The following is a 14,382-nucleotide window of genomic DNA, read 5'->3' on the forward strand; positions in this document are numbered from 1 at the left end:
CCCCGGCAGGGTTGATATGGTTAATTTTAAGCCACCAGCGCCTTGATGCCTTCGATGATGCGGCCTTCGTCGGCGCTATCGGCAGCGAGGCTGTCCATCCGAATCAGGTCTTGTAAGTCTTTCAGAATACCTGATTGCTCTAGGTAGCGCTCTACGGTTGTACTGCTGTGCGACCAGCTGTTTCGGGCTACCGTAATGCCCATTCGGTTGGTATATTTCAGGATTTTACGGGTTATTTTGAGCATTTTCTCCCCGGTATTGTCCCAATCATCCCCATCTGTGCCATAAAACACATAGATGTTATAATCTTTGATAAGCTGTTCCTCTTCTACAATCTTGTCTACCAACTCAAAGGCCGGGTACACATTCGTACCCCCTGCCACTGTAGACTTGTAATAGGTGTAGAAATCATCGACTTCTTTGGCCTCGGTATCGTGCAAGATAAACCGGCTCATTACATTTTGGTTGTACTGATACATCAACCAGCTGTAGATGAACAGGTGCTGTGTGGTGATGACCTCGGTCGGTTTGCCATCCATCGAGCCGGAATAATCGCGCAAGAAGAAAACTACCGCCTGTGACTCTACGTCTTTCTCCTGCGAGAGGATACGGAACACCTTGTCTTCAGGCTTTAGGATAAACTTGTCCGTTTCGAGCGGCTCTGCCGGGTCTACATTGCCCAAGAGGATGTTGGTTTGGATAATGCGTTTGAGGGTGGCTTTCTTATCCAATATTTGCCCAAAACCCCGATGGCTGTCGGTAAGGTCATAAGTGATGCGTGTGAGCGACTTTTTATTGCCTTTTTCTTGCAGGTTGGGCAGTTCAAACTTTTCAGTTAGGATACGCCCAAGGTCAAAGGCCTCGGCCTCCACATCGTGTTGCCCGCCTTGGCCTTCACCAGACCCCTGCCCCTCGCCACTTTGTTGGGGTTGCACGGGCTTTTCGCCCAATACCTGCCCTACATCTCCTTCGCCCGCGCCGCCGGTTTCTTGCTCTTGTTGGGTGGCGCTGTCGTCGTGATAAAACTTAGCTTCGGTTGTAGTTGGCACAATGACAACCTTGCCGTCCTTACCAGTGCCGGGCTTGATGATTTTACCCAAGCGAATCCGTCGTGGGAATCCGTCTTTTTCGCGCAGTCGATCCTGTTCTAGTAGTTCCTCTATGGTCTGCAAGGCCAAGCGATAGGAGGGCATCGGCGCTAAGCGCAGAAATGTACTGAAATCATTGGCTGCATAAATGCCTACGGCAGGGTCAATCGTTTTATCTATCTGCCCTGCGGTAGGTGTAGGCAAGTGGTGTTTTTGGTTTTGTGCCAAAGCCCATTCCTTACGGATTGCTGCCTCTTGTTCAGGAGATAGCGCGGGGTTTTGGAGCGCTTGTATAAATGGTTTTTCAAAGTCTTGCATCATAGGGCATTGCACCTTTTAGAATGTGTGTGAAATCTGAGAGTGTAATCACTGACTGTGGTCATCGGGAAACTTGTGAGTGGCTGTCCAAAATCGCTGATTGTTCTTTGGCTCAAAAGTCTTTTATCAGTGCTTTGTTTTAGTAAAACAAGTAAACAAGCGCAAAAATTTCAGGTTTTTAGGTTTATGATATAATTTATCGTTGTCGGAGGTTTTCTGAGAGGCTACCAAAAACGACACGCCATTGGACACTTTCCAAACCACATAGTTTAAAACTGTGGGCTAAGTCTCATACTGCCCCCAAGTGGCGTGCAAAAACTATCTATTTTTGAATGTCAGTGGTTTTGTTGTCTTGGAGCTTACTCGGTCTTTGCTAGCGTGGAGTTTTGTCTGATTTTACTTGTCTCACAAACTCAAGGCTAACTTCAAAACCCTCGGCAATCTCGTGTAAAGTCAGCTTCCCACGGCGGAGCACTTTTTGAATCGCTTGGATTTTAGCCTGCAACTGCCCTTGTGTGAGTCCTTGCTCTCTAACTTCTTGTAAAATCGCTTCTTCGATTCCCATATTTTTACGTTATTTTAAGGTTTCTTGAATCTGTTTGTCAAATGTGCTGAAATTTGCTCGTTTGTCAAATCGCACGTAGCAACGGATAAAATGGAGCAAGTTACGTGTTTTATATTGCTCATAATTAGTATTTTGCAAACTTCTGACCAAGTCCATTTTCCAAACCAATTGTTTATCATCGCTAAGATTTTGCTTGATAAGCGCCTTGCGGGCGGCTAACATCCCGATAGAAAAAGGATTGCCGGCTATCTCCAGTTCGGCTTCGCTTTTTTCGAGGAGTTTGAGTGTGGCAAAGCGATAAACAAGCGCTGTATCTCGGTATTGATAATGGTATTGATTGGGGTGAAAATCGGGGTTATCATCCGTAAGCAGCGCCAAGGCCATCACGTCTTGTTTCCAGTGTTCATGAATGCGGATGAAGTAGGTAAACATGCGCTCAGCCAAGGCGCTGTCTTGATAGCCCTGCACTTCGATATGGATGAGAAGCCAACGGGCTTGACCATCCTAGTATATACCTTCACGAGCTTATCAACATAACGTTTTTTCTCACCCAACTCCTTGTCTAAGCACTCAAAAGGCTTGCCGAAATCGACGGCTTGCGTCGCCCATTGGGGGAAGCAATCGTGTAGAAAATCATCGAATAAATCTTCGATAATGCCTTTCCAGAGTGTGTCTTTGGAGATGTATGTCATCGTGGAATCAAGTACTGATAGTTAGGGCTGCCAGAGTGTTTCCTCCGGCAGATGACAGGTTTGCTATTTGTGAGTGGCAATGAACCTTAGAACTTCTTAAAGTTCTCTTCATTGATATCAAAACATCATTTTTTCTGCTAAATCGCTGAAAATATCCGCCGTAGTCTTCACGATTAAAATCGTGGGCTAACCATTTATACCAAGATTCACAAGATTTGGGGATTTGCAGGGTTTGCTTTTCTTGATTATCAAGGGTTTTCAGTGCAAAGATTCCCCAAACCAATTGTGGTTGAGTATAAACAAGCGCTTAGTTGGCATCGTCTTGAGTACAGAAGTACTCTATGGTTTTGAGCGCACAAGTGCGGCAGTACCCTAGCTTTTCTTCCATCGTGTTGATCATCCGGTTGTAGAGTTTTTGGTTTTCCTCATTCGTACGATTCGACAACGCTCCCACTAGGCTGCCCGCTCCGGCTACATCTGATTTTAGGCGTACGTCGGTTACGGCACGCACCAGTTCGTTATTGTCCATAAAATCATAGTTGGGGTCTTGAATCATCTTCTGCCCATAGATTTTGGCAATCGTCGTACGGTAGCTTTGCTTCTGTTCGCGGTTTTTAAGGCCGAGACGCTCTTCTACACTATCAATAAAACTCTCGTCGATTTTAAGCGGTACGAGTTTGTTGGTCTGCGGGTCACGGTACGTCCATATTTTATTGGGGCCAAGATTTTTGGCATCAATACCAATCACCATATTGACATAGTTGAGCACATCTTTTTGGATGGCATCAGGCTCATCCATATAGGCATTGAAGATGGCCGTCATCACGTTTTTGCGGTGCAGGCCTCGGGCTATCTTGAGGTCATTGAGGTACTTGGTTTGGTCGTTGGGGTCGCGTACATAGTCGATAATCACACTTTCGAGTGCCTTAAAGACATCACCGGCATACATACATCGGCCTTCTTGGGTTTCGGAGCGTTCGAGCAAGATTTGGACGGCACGCCCGAGGTTTCGGTGGCCGAGTCCTTTTTGGCCAAAGCGTTTGGTTACGTCCGGCTCGCTGTTGAGGTCATTGATTACCTCACTGAGGGTTTTGATGCTCTTCTCCCCTGCCACTTCGCCGGCGGCCAACTTCATCAGCTCTATTGGTGTAAGGCGCTCAGAGCTAGGCATACGGGTCAGGGTTACGGCTACCGACAAAGCATAATTGAGGTTAGGGTCGATGTGCATCTTTTCTCCCGCAAAATTGGTCTTTTCTTGGTCGCCGATGGCATATGCCGTCAGTTGTTGCTGCAACCGGTAGTTGGTATTGTGCGACATATAGGTCAGGCGGCAGCGGTCTACGATAGGAGCCTGCTCCTTCTCTTCCAAGAATCGGCCAAACTCGGCGTTATTACTCGTGGCAATGATGAGCGTATCGATAGGCCAGCGGAAGCCTTCAATCTCAATGCTGCGGTTTTGGATAACGCCTAGGTATACTTGCACAAGGTCTTTCTTGTTTTTGAAAATCTCGTCGGAGAAATGGATACCCCCCCCGGCCACACGCGCCAGCGCACCTCTGCGTAGGTCAAAGCGATAAGGGTTGTTGGTATCGGCGATGTGTAGAAGCCTCGTAACAGACTCCTCCCCGAGGAGGTCTACTGCTGAGGAGGTGATTTTATCCTTGGCGGCATACTTACCCGTCAGGGTGCCTCTTGACTCGCTGATAGGCACAGGCACAACTTCTAAAAACTCTAGCATCCGATTGATATCGCCTTGGCAGTGTTCGCGGATTTCGTTCAGGATATATTCGGAGCAAGCCCCCAAAGAGCGGTATTGTTTGAAGAGCTGCATTACTTGCGCGTCTTTGGCTCCTTGTTGGAGCATCCATTCTTGGCTGTCTTCACGCCGCTCGAAGAGGTTCATAATCGCCACCATGGGGTCTTCAAAGGTTTGGGACTCGATGGTGTGTATCTTGCCATAGCCTCCGAGTTGGTCTAGGTTTTTGAAGCGGAAGGTATAACGGCGGTTTTCGGGTAGGGAGATAAAGTCTCGGTAGAGCTTGCTGAGGAAATCGGCGAAGAAGGTCTTACCATTGCCCGGCTCTCCAATCAGGACGAAGGCCATTTCGGCAGAAGAGCCGTTTTCGGCAGCGTCTTTGACAAAGGAGACAAAGCTATTGATCTCGTCATACATCCCGACGATGTGCTTACGCCCTTCGCGGAAGATGTTGAAGTCATAGGTATTCATCCCATTGACATTGACCTTTTGGATGCCGTCGGGCTTGCCCAAAATCATTCTTGTAATGGATTGGAACACATTTTCGTAGCGTCGCTCTCCGGCCAAAATCGCCTGTAGGTGTTGGGTAAGGGCGTGCGCTTGTGTTTGTATGGGTGTGGATGTAGCCATAAAGTATTAGGAGATTAGTACAATCAATTGGTTTTGAGTAGCTTGGGGACTATAGTGTAGGAAGGGGTTCCCCAAAAGCACCCCTGTTGTGGGGTCTTGCTTTGTTGGTTATTAACGTAGCCCGATTGAAATTAGCCGAACTTTTAACCAATATAGCTAAAAAAACAAGGCTTTCGCAAGTTTGGGATACTTTTTATTTGCCTATTTTCCCAAAAATAAAACAAACGACACGCTGCCGGACATTTTTCAAACCCCGCATTTGAAACTGTGGACTAAGGCTCATTTTACCCCCCAAATGAGACCTCCGCTTGTCTCAGCGCTGAAGCTCCGAGCTATTTTTCCAAGATATCCATTGGTGTAAGTAGGGTGTAAACTTTAGCGTTAGGGATTCGTTTATGACTCTGGAATAGAATACTCACCCTCAAAACCTTTTCCTTATGCCGCTGCGTTTATTTTTTAATTTGGCCGTGCTGGCCTTCTTATTGTTGTCCTGTGGGCACAATCGTGATGTTGCTGAAGATATTCCTGAAGCACTCCAAGACAGCAAACTAAGCGCCAAAAGCCTCTATCGTTCTGAAGACTTGGTTGAAGCGCTGTACGCTGAAGTGCTCAAAAATGATCCTGCGCTCAAGCAATTTGACCGAGATCTTGTTGATTTTCAACAAAATAGCCACAAGGCCTTACAGCCTTTTAGAAAATATCATCAGAAGTCAGAAAGTTACTACCAATCTGTTCAGTACAAAGCAGGAGCAATTCAGGATACCGTATTGCGGGCAAAAATACTGGCATTGGTTCAGGAGCACCAAGAGCAATATGCGCGGCGTATTGCCCAGCACCAAGGTATCATGTGGCAATTTGAGCAAAACACTCAAGAAATCAATGATTTATATATTTTGCTGAAGTTAAGCTTGACACTTCCCTTGATTGCACAATACCAAGGCAGCCAACTTCCCAAGACTGAGGTGCTCAAGGGTGTTATACAAACACAAGCCCAACTCAAAAAACAGGGCGACGCATTGCTGGCAAAATAAATCACTGTGTGTAAGCTACTTATAACTAATCGGATGGATGCTAAGCTTCAAACTTGCGACACATTCAAAAGTTACGCAACTTTGTGGTCTATTTTATCTACTGCTACGCTTTACACGCTTTATGAAAGTCGCAATCATTGACTACCAAGCCGGCAATATTTTGTCGGTGGTCTATGCACTGGAGCGCTTGGGAGTCAGTCCGGTGCTTACGGCTGATGCTGAGCAAATTCAAGCTGCCGATAAGGTTATTCTACCTGGTGATGGCCACGCCCGCACTGCCATGGAACAACTCCAAGCACGCCAACTTGACCAATTAATCCCCCAGCTCCGACAACCGGTATTGGGGATTTGTATCGGTTTGCAACTATTTTGCCAACATTCTGCCGAAGGTGATACGCCTTGTTTGGGTATTTTTGAGGCGCAAGTACAGCGCTTTGACAATCAGTCTAACCCTGCGCTCAAAGTGCCTCATATGGGCTGGAATCAGCTCCAAAATCTAAGCGGTCATCTGACCCGAGGGATAACCGAAGGTGCTTATGTGTATTTTGTACACAGCTATTACGCCACCCTCTGTGCCAGTACCAGTGGGCAGGCTAATTATCTTACCCCTTTCTCGGCAACTATGGAGCGCGACAATTTCTTTGCAACACAGTTTCACCCCGAAAAAAGCGGCGTTGTCGGAGAGCAAATCCTTCAAAACTTCCTCAAATTATGATCCAAGCCATTCCCGCCATTGACCTAATAGACGGCGCGTGTGTTCGCCTTAGCCAAGGAGATTATGCCCAAAAGACAGTCTACGAAAGCGACCCTGTGGCGATGGCCAAGCGCTTCGAAGCGGCAGGCTTCAGTCGCTTACACATTGTAGATTTGGACGGGGCCAAGGCTGGTGTCCCCCAACATCTAGAAGTGTTGCGTGCCATTGCTGATCAAACTTCACTTGTGCTCGATTATGGCGGAGGTATCAAAACCTCTGACAATGTCCGCCAAATTCTCAAATCTGGGGCGGCAATGGTAAGTGTTGGCAGTATTGCCCACAAAAACCCCGAATTAGTCAAGAGCTGGATTAGTGATTTTGGCAGTAAGTCTATTTTATTGGCCGCTGATGTGCGCGACGAAATGATAGCCCTCAACGCTTGGCAAGAAGCCTCCCAAACCAGTATTTTTGATTATATTGCTGACTACGCTCAAGCCGGGTTGACACAGTTTTTTTGTACAGATGTTAGCAAGGATGGCCTACTTCAGGGCGTAGCCGAGGATCTTTATCGTCGCCTCCGTGAGGCATTTCCGGCGCTGCATCTTGTAGCCAGTGGAGGAGTGAGCCAGCTCAGTGATGTTACCAAGTTGAATACCTTGGGGGTAGATGCCGTCATCATTGGTAAGGCCATTTATGAAGGGCGTATTACGCTTGAGGAGCTAAAAGTATATGCTTGAGCCAAGTAGGGATGGGGGTTGTTCTGATAGTGGCGTTTTGCCTGCTACCGCTCACTTCCCGCATCTTCTTGTTCCTCAAAAAAGGCTGGTTTGTTGCCCCTTTTGTTTGTCGTAGCGCTTAGGCCGCATTAGGTGTAGGCCGATTGTCTGGTTGAGTTGCTCAATCCAATAATCAGCCCATTGGGGTGCTTCGATGTTGTCGGGCTGGTGTACGAATATATATGCCTCTTCTAGTCCCAATTGTTGCCACTGGGCAATTCGGTTGACCCAAGCATCAATGCGCTGGGCATCACTGGGGTGTGGGGCATTGCCTACCCATCGCAAAATCAATCTAGGACTTGGCAGGCACATATGCAACACATCCCGCCGCCCTGCTACATCTGTCAATACCAAATCTCTGCCTTGCGCCCGCAATTCCTGCGCTAAGGTGCACAATGGCTCTGTAGTGGTAAACCAAGCCTGTTGGCGCAGCTCCACCGAAAGAGGCAAGGACTTGGGCAGGCTTTTGAGCCAAGCCAATAAGGTAGGCAGCTCTTGGGGGCCTACTGCTGGGGGTAGTTGAATAAAAACACCACCCAGACGATTTCCCAAGGTGCTTATTTGGATTATAAAAGCCTCAGTCATTGTTTGGGCTTGCCCTTGCCATATCAATCGATGACTCAGTTCTTGTGGGACTTTGGCATAAAATCGAAAGTTTTCAGGGGTTTGCATTACCCATCGCTCAAGCGTGCCGAAAGTAGGTAGATGATAGTGTGTGCTGTTTAGCTCTATGGTGTTGAACTGTTGGGCATAGGCTTGCAAAAAAGCTGTTTTAGGCGTAGTTTTTGGATACCATTGCCCCAGCCACGCTGGCTGCGCCCATATCGGACAGCCTATCCATATTTTGAGGGGTTTGGGCTGAGCGGTTGTCAGTTGCCAAGTATGTGCTGTCTCTGAGTGATCTTCGGGGAGCGTGAAATCTACATTGTCTACATTTGTTAGTTTGCCAAAATCCATTGTTATTTATTTGTTTAAGGATTTATTCTTTACAGTTTCAAGCTTTTCCTCCCTTTCGCCGCTTCTAGAGGCGCTCTTTGGCTTCGTAGTTGCTCACTTCTGCCAGCTTTCGCTTTATCGATTCAAAATCTGTGAATAGGTTGATGTAGCGTGCCATTGCTTTTGGGGCTAAGATAGTTTTTTGAGCAGAAAAAAAGTGTGGGAAGGGGGTTTGGGGATACCGCCCCCTAGCTTCCTCAGCCCTCCTCCACGGGGCTTTTGTCTCGTCGTCGGGGTTGTAGCCCGATGATTAGGCGGTTGCTTTTGTCATAGCTGAGGTAGCTCCAAGCCCAAGACACAAACACCAGCACTCGGTTGCGGAAGCCCACCAAGGACATCAGGTGTACAAACATCCAGATAAACCAAGCCAGCACCCCTTGCGTTTTGAAGCTTTTGAGGTCTACTACGGCGCGGTTGCGTCCGATGGTCGCCATAGAACCTAAATCCTTGTATTTGAATGGTTTGAGTGGTTTTTTGCGCTGTAGTGCTTGAAGGTTATGGGCTAGGTTTTTGGCCTGTTGGATGGCCGGTGGGGCTACTTGTGGGTGGCCTTGAGGGCTGTCGTTGCTGATGACCAAGGCGGCATCGCCGAGGGCATAAATGTTGTCATAGGTCTTGACTTTGTTGAAGGCATCTACCTCTAGGCGGTTGCCGCGTTGGTAGGCCTCTTCGGCGATGCCCGGCAGGCGTTTGCAACTCACCCCGGCAGCCCATATCAGGGTTTGAGAGATGATGCTGCTGCCATCACCCAGCTGCACAGTGTAGCCATCGTATCCCTTTACCGACTGCCCCAGACGCACGTCTACGCCCATATCTTGGAGAAACTTCAGCGCTTTTTCTCCTGAAACCTCTGACATTCCATTGAGCAGACGTGGTGAGGCTTCTATCAGGTGGATGTCCATCTGCACCAAGTCCAGCTCCTTGTAGTCCTTCGGAAATACGTGCTCACGCAGTTCGGCCAAAGCCCCTGCCAACTCCACCCCTGTAGGTCCGCCTCCTACAATCACATAATCCATCAGGCTATTCATATACTCCTCATCTTCAGTGAGTAGCGCCTCTTCAAAATTAGCAATAATATGATTGCGCAACTTGATAGAGTCTTCGATGGTCTTCATCGGGAAGGAGTTGCGGGCAATGTCTTCCATCCCATAGTAGTTGGTCGTGGCGCCGGTTGCAATCACAAGATAATCATACCGCACATCCCCTATGGAAGTCTGGATAAGGTTTTGCTCAGGAATCACTTCCATCACCTCCCCATAACGAAAATAAAAGTTTTTTTGCTTGGCAAAAGATTTCCGAAAGGGATAAATAATGGCTCCTGTCTCCAGCCCCGATGTGGCTACCTGATAGAGCAGCGGTTGGAAGGTATGGTGGTTATGTTTGTCAAAAAGTACGACCTGAAACTTGCTTTTGCGCAAGCTTTGCGCTAATTGTAAGCCAGCAAATCCTCCTCCAATAATGACTACACGGGGAAGCCCGAGGTCTTCGATACGGGTACGGTGTTGAATGAGTTTGGGCATAGTTGTATGGGTGATAAAAGGTTTAGGCGACGCAAGCAAGATAGAAATATCTGCTTCAAAAATCAACTACTCGCCCCAGCTTATTGCTATTGGCGCTTCAAAAAGCCTATATTATTGGTACTTTCGATGGTAGAGGTTGGCTTTTTAAAATTTTGTCTTTACCTTCACCTCAAGCATTCTGCTGTCAATATTTATTCCTACAAAATCCCACGATAACACTATGTTTGCGCTGCTCAAAGAGATTTTCTTGACCAATCCCGTGCTCTACATTGGGCTGTTATTGATAATAGCTGCCAGCTTGACCAATTTCAAGGTGATGCGGATGACTTTCAATGTTCAAAAAGGAATGCGGATGCCGCTATTTATGGCTGGGTTGGTATTTGTACTGATTGGTGTGTTGATCAAAAGCCCCGCCCTGAGCGAAAAAATAGCGGCTATGGGTCAGAAGCCCAAAAAAATCACCGAAAAGGAAGTGCGCACCCAAGTCGAAGCCTTCTTCAACAAGCTCAAAACACGTGATTTTGAGCAAGTAGCTCCGCTACTCCACGAACGACTAGAGCATTTTTATGAAGACCGTAACGCCAACCACAGTACCGCCCGCCGTTATTGGCGCAGGGCCTGGCGCAATGTCAAACAAGACAATTACCGTCCAGACTGGCAACAATGGACATATGAGAAGGACAACTTTGACAACCACGTAGCTCGCATCACCTACACCTACTACAAAACGCTAGACCGCTCTAATGAAGAGCTCAGCGAAACGCAAAGACTTGAGCTAAAACTCAATCCTGAACTGAAAATAACTTCTATTCAAGTTATTCCACAGTAATTGACGATTTTAGATTGATGAGTTTAGATTATAAAATCGTAAATAATTTTATTACTATACATTCTAAATTAAACTCTATGCAATACTTCACACAAACCCTTAGGTGGCTCTTAGGGCTACTCTTAGTTCCGGCGGCGCTGTGGGCGCAAGACAACCCACTATGGATGCGTTACCCGAGCATCTCCCCTGATGGCCAGACAATTGTCTTTAGTTATCAAGGCGACCTTTACCGTGTATCGGTTACGGGTGGGGCGGCCATTCCGCTGACGCTCCACGAAGCCCATGATTATATGCCCGTGTGGTCGCCCGATGGCCAGCAAATCGCTTTTGCCTCCGACCGTTACGGTAATTTTGATGTCTTTGTGATGCCCGCTACTGGTGGCGAGGCCAAACGCCTGACCTTCCACTCTGGCAACGATTTCCCCAGCGACTTTAGCCCTGATGGCAAAGCTGTGATTTTTACGGCCAACCGCCGCTATCAAGCCCAAAACGCGCAGTTCCCCCGTATGGCACAGCTCTACCAAGTGCCCACCAACGGAGGGCACGCCAAGATGATTTTGGACAATCAAGCCGAAAGTGCCCGCTACAGTGCCAACGGCTCTAAGATTGTATACCAAGATTGGAAAGGTTACGAAGACCCTTGGCGCAAACACCACACCTCCTCCGTAACGAGAGATGTATGGATATACGACTTTAACAACCAGCAATATACGCAGCTTTCTAGCTTTGAGGGCGAAGACCGTAACCCTGTTTTTGGTGCCAACGACCAAGAAATATACTACCTCAGCGAGCAGTCGGGCACAATGAATGTCTGGAAAATGAACACCGCCAGCCCTGCAACGCCTACCCAACTGACCAACTTTGAAAAGCACCCTGTCCGCTTCCTAAGCCGCGCCAGCAATGGCACATTTTGCTTTGGGTGGAATGGTGAAATATATACCCTTGCTGAGGGTGGGCAACCCCGTAAACTGAGTATCCAGATATTGATGGACAGCCGCCTGAACGACGAAAAAATCGTCTCTATCAGCGATGGTGCTACAGAGTTTTCTCTCTCCCCGAATGGCAAAGAAATCGCCTTTATTTTCAGGGGCGAAGTGTTCGTAACTGCTGTAGAAGGCGGAATGACCAAGCGCATCACCAATACGCCTGAGCAAGAACGTAGCGTGAGCTTCAGCCCCGACGGGCGCAGCCTCGTCTATGCCGGTGAGCGCAACAACAGTTGGAATATCTACCAAACCAGCATTGTCCGAAAAGAAGAGCCGTACTTCTATGCCTCTACGCTCCTCAAAGAAGAAGCGCTCATTGCCACCGACCAAGAGACATTCCAGCCTGCTTATTCTCCTGATGGCAAGGAAGTAGCCTATCTCGAAGAGCGTACCACACTCAAGGTCTACAACTTGGCCAAAAAAGCCTCCCGTACCGTACTGCCCGGTACTTACAACTACTCTTACTCCGACGGAGACCAATACTACACTTGGTCTCCCGACAGCAAGTACCTGCTGGTACAGTACATCCCCAAGGGCGGACAAGTGTTCGTGCCCGAAGTAGGGTTAGTCAATGCCGACGGCAAAAGTGAGCCCGTCAACCTGACCCAAAGCGGCTACTCCGACAATGCGCCCAAGTGGGTAATGGATGGCAAGGCGATGCTTTGGTTCTCTGACCGTGATGGGATGAAAAATCACGCCTCTTGGGGTGGAGAGTCTGATGTATATGCGATGTTCTTTACCCAAGAAGCCTTTGACCGCTTCCAGCTCAGTAAGGAAGAGTTTGCCCTCCTCAAGGAGCAAGAAGCAGAAGAGAAAAAAGAAGCCGATAAGAACAAGAAAGAACGTAAAAAAGACGCAGACAGCGACGAGGAGGCCATAAAACCGCTACAACTCGAACTAGAAGACATCGATAAGCGCAAAACCCGCCTGACCATCCACTCTTCGCGCCTCGGTGATGCTGTGTTGTCAAAAGATGGAGAAAAACTTTACTACCTCGCCCGCTTTGAAAAAGGTGGCGACCTGTGGGTAACCACCCTGCGCACCAAAGAAACCAAGCTCTTGGTAAAAGATGCCGGCTACAGTATGGAAATCAGCCAAGATGGCAAGGCGCTTTTTGTGCTTTCAGGAGGGAATATCATCAAAATTGACCCTGAGAGTGGCAAACGCGAAACTGTCAGTATCAAGGGCGAAATGAACTACAACTACCTCGCCGAGAAGGCCTATATCTTTGAGCACGCTTGGCGGCAGGTGGTGAAGAAGTTTTATGTAACCAACCTCCACGGGGTCGATTGGAACTTCTACTACCAAGAGTACCGTCGCTTTTTGCCCCATATCAACAACAACCACGACTTTGCCGAAATGCTTTCAGAATTGTTGGGCGAGCTGAATGCATCGCATACCGGCTGCCGCTATTCGCCCCCACAAAACAATACCGACAACACCGCCTCTTTGGGGATTTTTGTGGATGAAAAATACACCGGTAAAGGGTTGAAAATAGCAGAGGTGATGAAAAACAGCCCAATCGACAACGCCAAGTCCAAAGTAAAAGCTGGTATGGTGATTGAAAAAATAGACGGCCAAGAAATCACCCCCGAAATGGACTTCTACCAACTTCTCAACCGCAAAGCAGGCCAACCCCTATTGCTCAGCATTGTTGATGGTAATAAACGCTTTGAGGAGCGTATCAAGCCTATTAGCCGTGGAGAAGAAGCAGAGCTGCTTTACCAACGGTGGGTAGACAACCGCCGTGCCGAGACCGAAAAAGTTTCTAACGGAAAGGTGGGCTATGTACACGTACGTGGGATGAATGACGGTAGCTACCGCACTGTTTTTGAAGAAGTAATGGGCAAACACTACGACAAAGAGGCTCTCATTGTCGATACACGCTTCAATGGTGGCGGATGGCTTCACGATGACCTTGCCACCTTCCTCAGCGGCAAAGAGTACATGCGGATGGTTCCCCGCGAGCAACAAATGGGACGTGAGCCGATGCGTAAGTGGATAAAGCCCGTAAACGTACTGATGGGCGAAGGCAATTACTCCGATGCACACCTCTTCCCCGTAACTTTCAAGGCTTATGGCACGGGCAAAACCGTCGGGATGCCCGTACCGGGCACAGGCACTGCCGTTTGGTGGGAGCAACAGATTGACCCCACGCTCGTATTCGGCATCCCACAAGTAGGTATGGTAGATATGGACGGCAACTATATGGAAAACACCCAACTAGAGCCAGATATTAAAGTCCGAAACCAACCCGAACAAGTAACCCAAGGCAAAGACCAACAGATAGAAAAAGCGGTAGAAGACCTGCTCAAAACAGTCAACTCTGGCGCTATCGGCCTCCGCTAGGCACAACCTCTTAAGCCATCTTCCATAAGCCACTCCGAATACTCGGGGTGGCTTTTTTTGGCAAAACCAATGGAGCTACTTGGTTGCTCATCTTTGAACATACTCTTAGTTTGATTCATTGTTGACACCCAGGTTCTATGGCATTCGTAATA

At 48.0% G+C, this 14,382-nt stretch carries 11 protein-coding genes; 5 read left to right on the top strand and 6 right to left on the bottom strand.

Translation table 11 applies throughout. The features are described from left to right. Window positions 1-26 precede the first annotated feature (26 nt). The 4 genes from G499_RS0106020 to G499_RS0106040 all read right to left on the bottom strand — a co-directional run bounded on the left by G499_RS0106020 (window position 27) and on the right by G499_RS0106040 (window position 5,049). Entirely contained in the window at window positions 27-1,409 is a 1,383-nt protein-coding gene (locus G499_RS0106020; protein WP_154658330.1) for a DUF444 family protein, read from the bottom strand. Between the two features lie 370 nt (window positions 1,410-1,779). Continuing rightward, window positions 1,780-1,971, bottom strand: coding sequence for a hypothetical protein (locus G499_RS0106025; protein WP_026999199.1), 192 nt, complete (start codon window positions 1,969-1,971; stop codon window positions 1,780-1,782). A 9-nt stretch (window positions 1,972-1,980) separates the two neighbouring features. Then, a complete protein-coding gene (locus tag G499_RS0106030; RefSeq protein ID WP_154658331.1) occupies window positions 1,981-2,403 on the bottom strand; it encodes a hypothetical protein in 423 nt (140 codons plus the stop codon). A 567-nt stretch (window positions 2,404-2,970) separates the two neighbouring features. Next, window positions 2,971-5,049, bottom strand: a complete 2,079-nt coding sequence (locus G499_RS0106040) for a serine protein kinase (protein ID WP_051295978.1) — start codon at window positions 5,047-5,049, stop codon at window positions 2,971-2,973. A gap of 437 nt (window positions 5,050-5,486) precedes the next feature. Here G499_RS0106040 and G499_RS0106045 point away from each other — a divergent pair, with 437 nt between their 5' ends. From G499_RS0106045 to hisA, 3 genes are all read left to right on the top strand, one after another. Further along, entirely contained in the window at window positions 5,487-6,080 is a 594-nt protein-coding gene (locus G499_RS0106045) for a hypothetical protein (RefSeq protein ID WP_026999203.1), read from the top strand. 121 nt (window positions 6,081-6,201) lie between these two features. Further along, window positions 6,202-6,795, top strand: coding sequence for an imidazole glycerol phosphate synthase subunit HisH (gene hisH, locus G499_RS0106050; RefSeq protein ID WP_026999204.1), 594 nt, complete (start codon window positions 6,202-6,204; stop codon window positions 6,793-6,795). Then, on the top strand, window positions 6,792-7,511 hold the full coding sequence (hisA, locus tag G499_RS0106055) for a 1-(5-phosphoribosyl)-5-[(5-phosphoribosylamino)methylideneamino]imidazole-4-carboxamide isomerase (protein WP_026999205.1): 720 nt from the start codon (window positions 6,792-6,794) through the stop codon (window positions 7,509-7,511). The genes hisH and hisA overlap by 4 nt, the downstream gene beginning before the upstream one ends. Before the next feature lie 75 nt (window positions 7,512-7,586). Here hisA and G499_RS0106060 read toward each other — a convergent pair whose 3' ends face one another. Both G499_RS0106060 and G499_RS0106070 read right to left on the bottom strand, forming a co-directional pair. Continuing rightward, window positions 7,587-8,507 carry a DUF72 domain-containing protein gene (locus tag G499_RS0106060; RefSeq protein ID WP_026999206.1) on the bottom strand — a complete coding sequence of 307 codons (921 nt, stop codon included), beginning with the start codon at window positions 8,505-8,507 and terminating at the stop codon, window positions 7,587-7,589. A 236-nt stretch (window positions 8,508-8,743) separates the two neighbouring features. Beyond that, a complete protein-coding gene (locus G499_RS0106070) occupies window positions 8,744-10,066 on the bottom strand; it encodes an NAD(P)/FAD-dependent oxidoreductase (protein WP_026999207.1) in 1,323 nt (440 codons plus the stop codon). A gap of 220 nt (window positions 10,067-10,286) precedes the next feature. On the opposite strand from G499_RS0106070, the gene G499_RS0106075 reads away from it, so the two are divergent. After that, complete coding sequence (locus tag G499_RS0106075) at window positions 10,287-10,895, top strand: hypothetical protein (protein ID WP_026999208.1); 609 nt, start codon at window positions 10,287-10,289, stop codon at window positions 10,893-10,895. Between the two features lie 77 nt (window positions 10,896-10,972). Next, window positions 10,973-14,230: a S41 family peptidase gene (locus G499_RS0106080; RefSeq protein ID WP_026999209.1), complete on the top strand. Its 3,258-nt coding sequence runs from the start codon at window positions 10,973-10,975 to the stop codon at window positions 14,228-14,230. Window positions 14,231-14,382: the final 152 nt, after the last annotated feature.

The organism is Eisenibacter elegans DSM 3317, assembly GCF_000430505.1.
Taxonomy (GTDB): domain Bacteria; phylum Bacteroidota; class Bacteroidia; order Cytophagales; family Microscillaceae; genus Eisenibacter; species Eisenibacter elegans.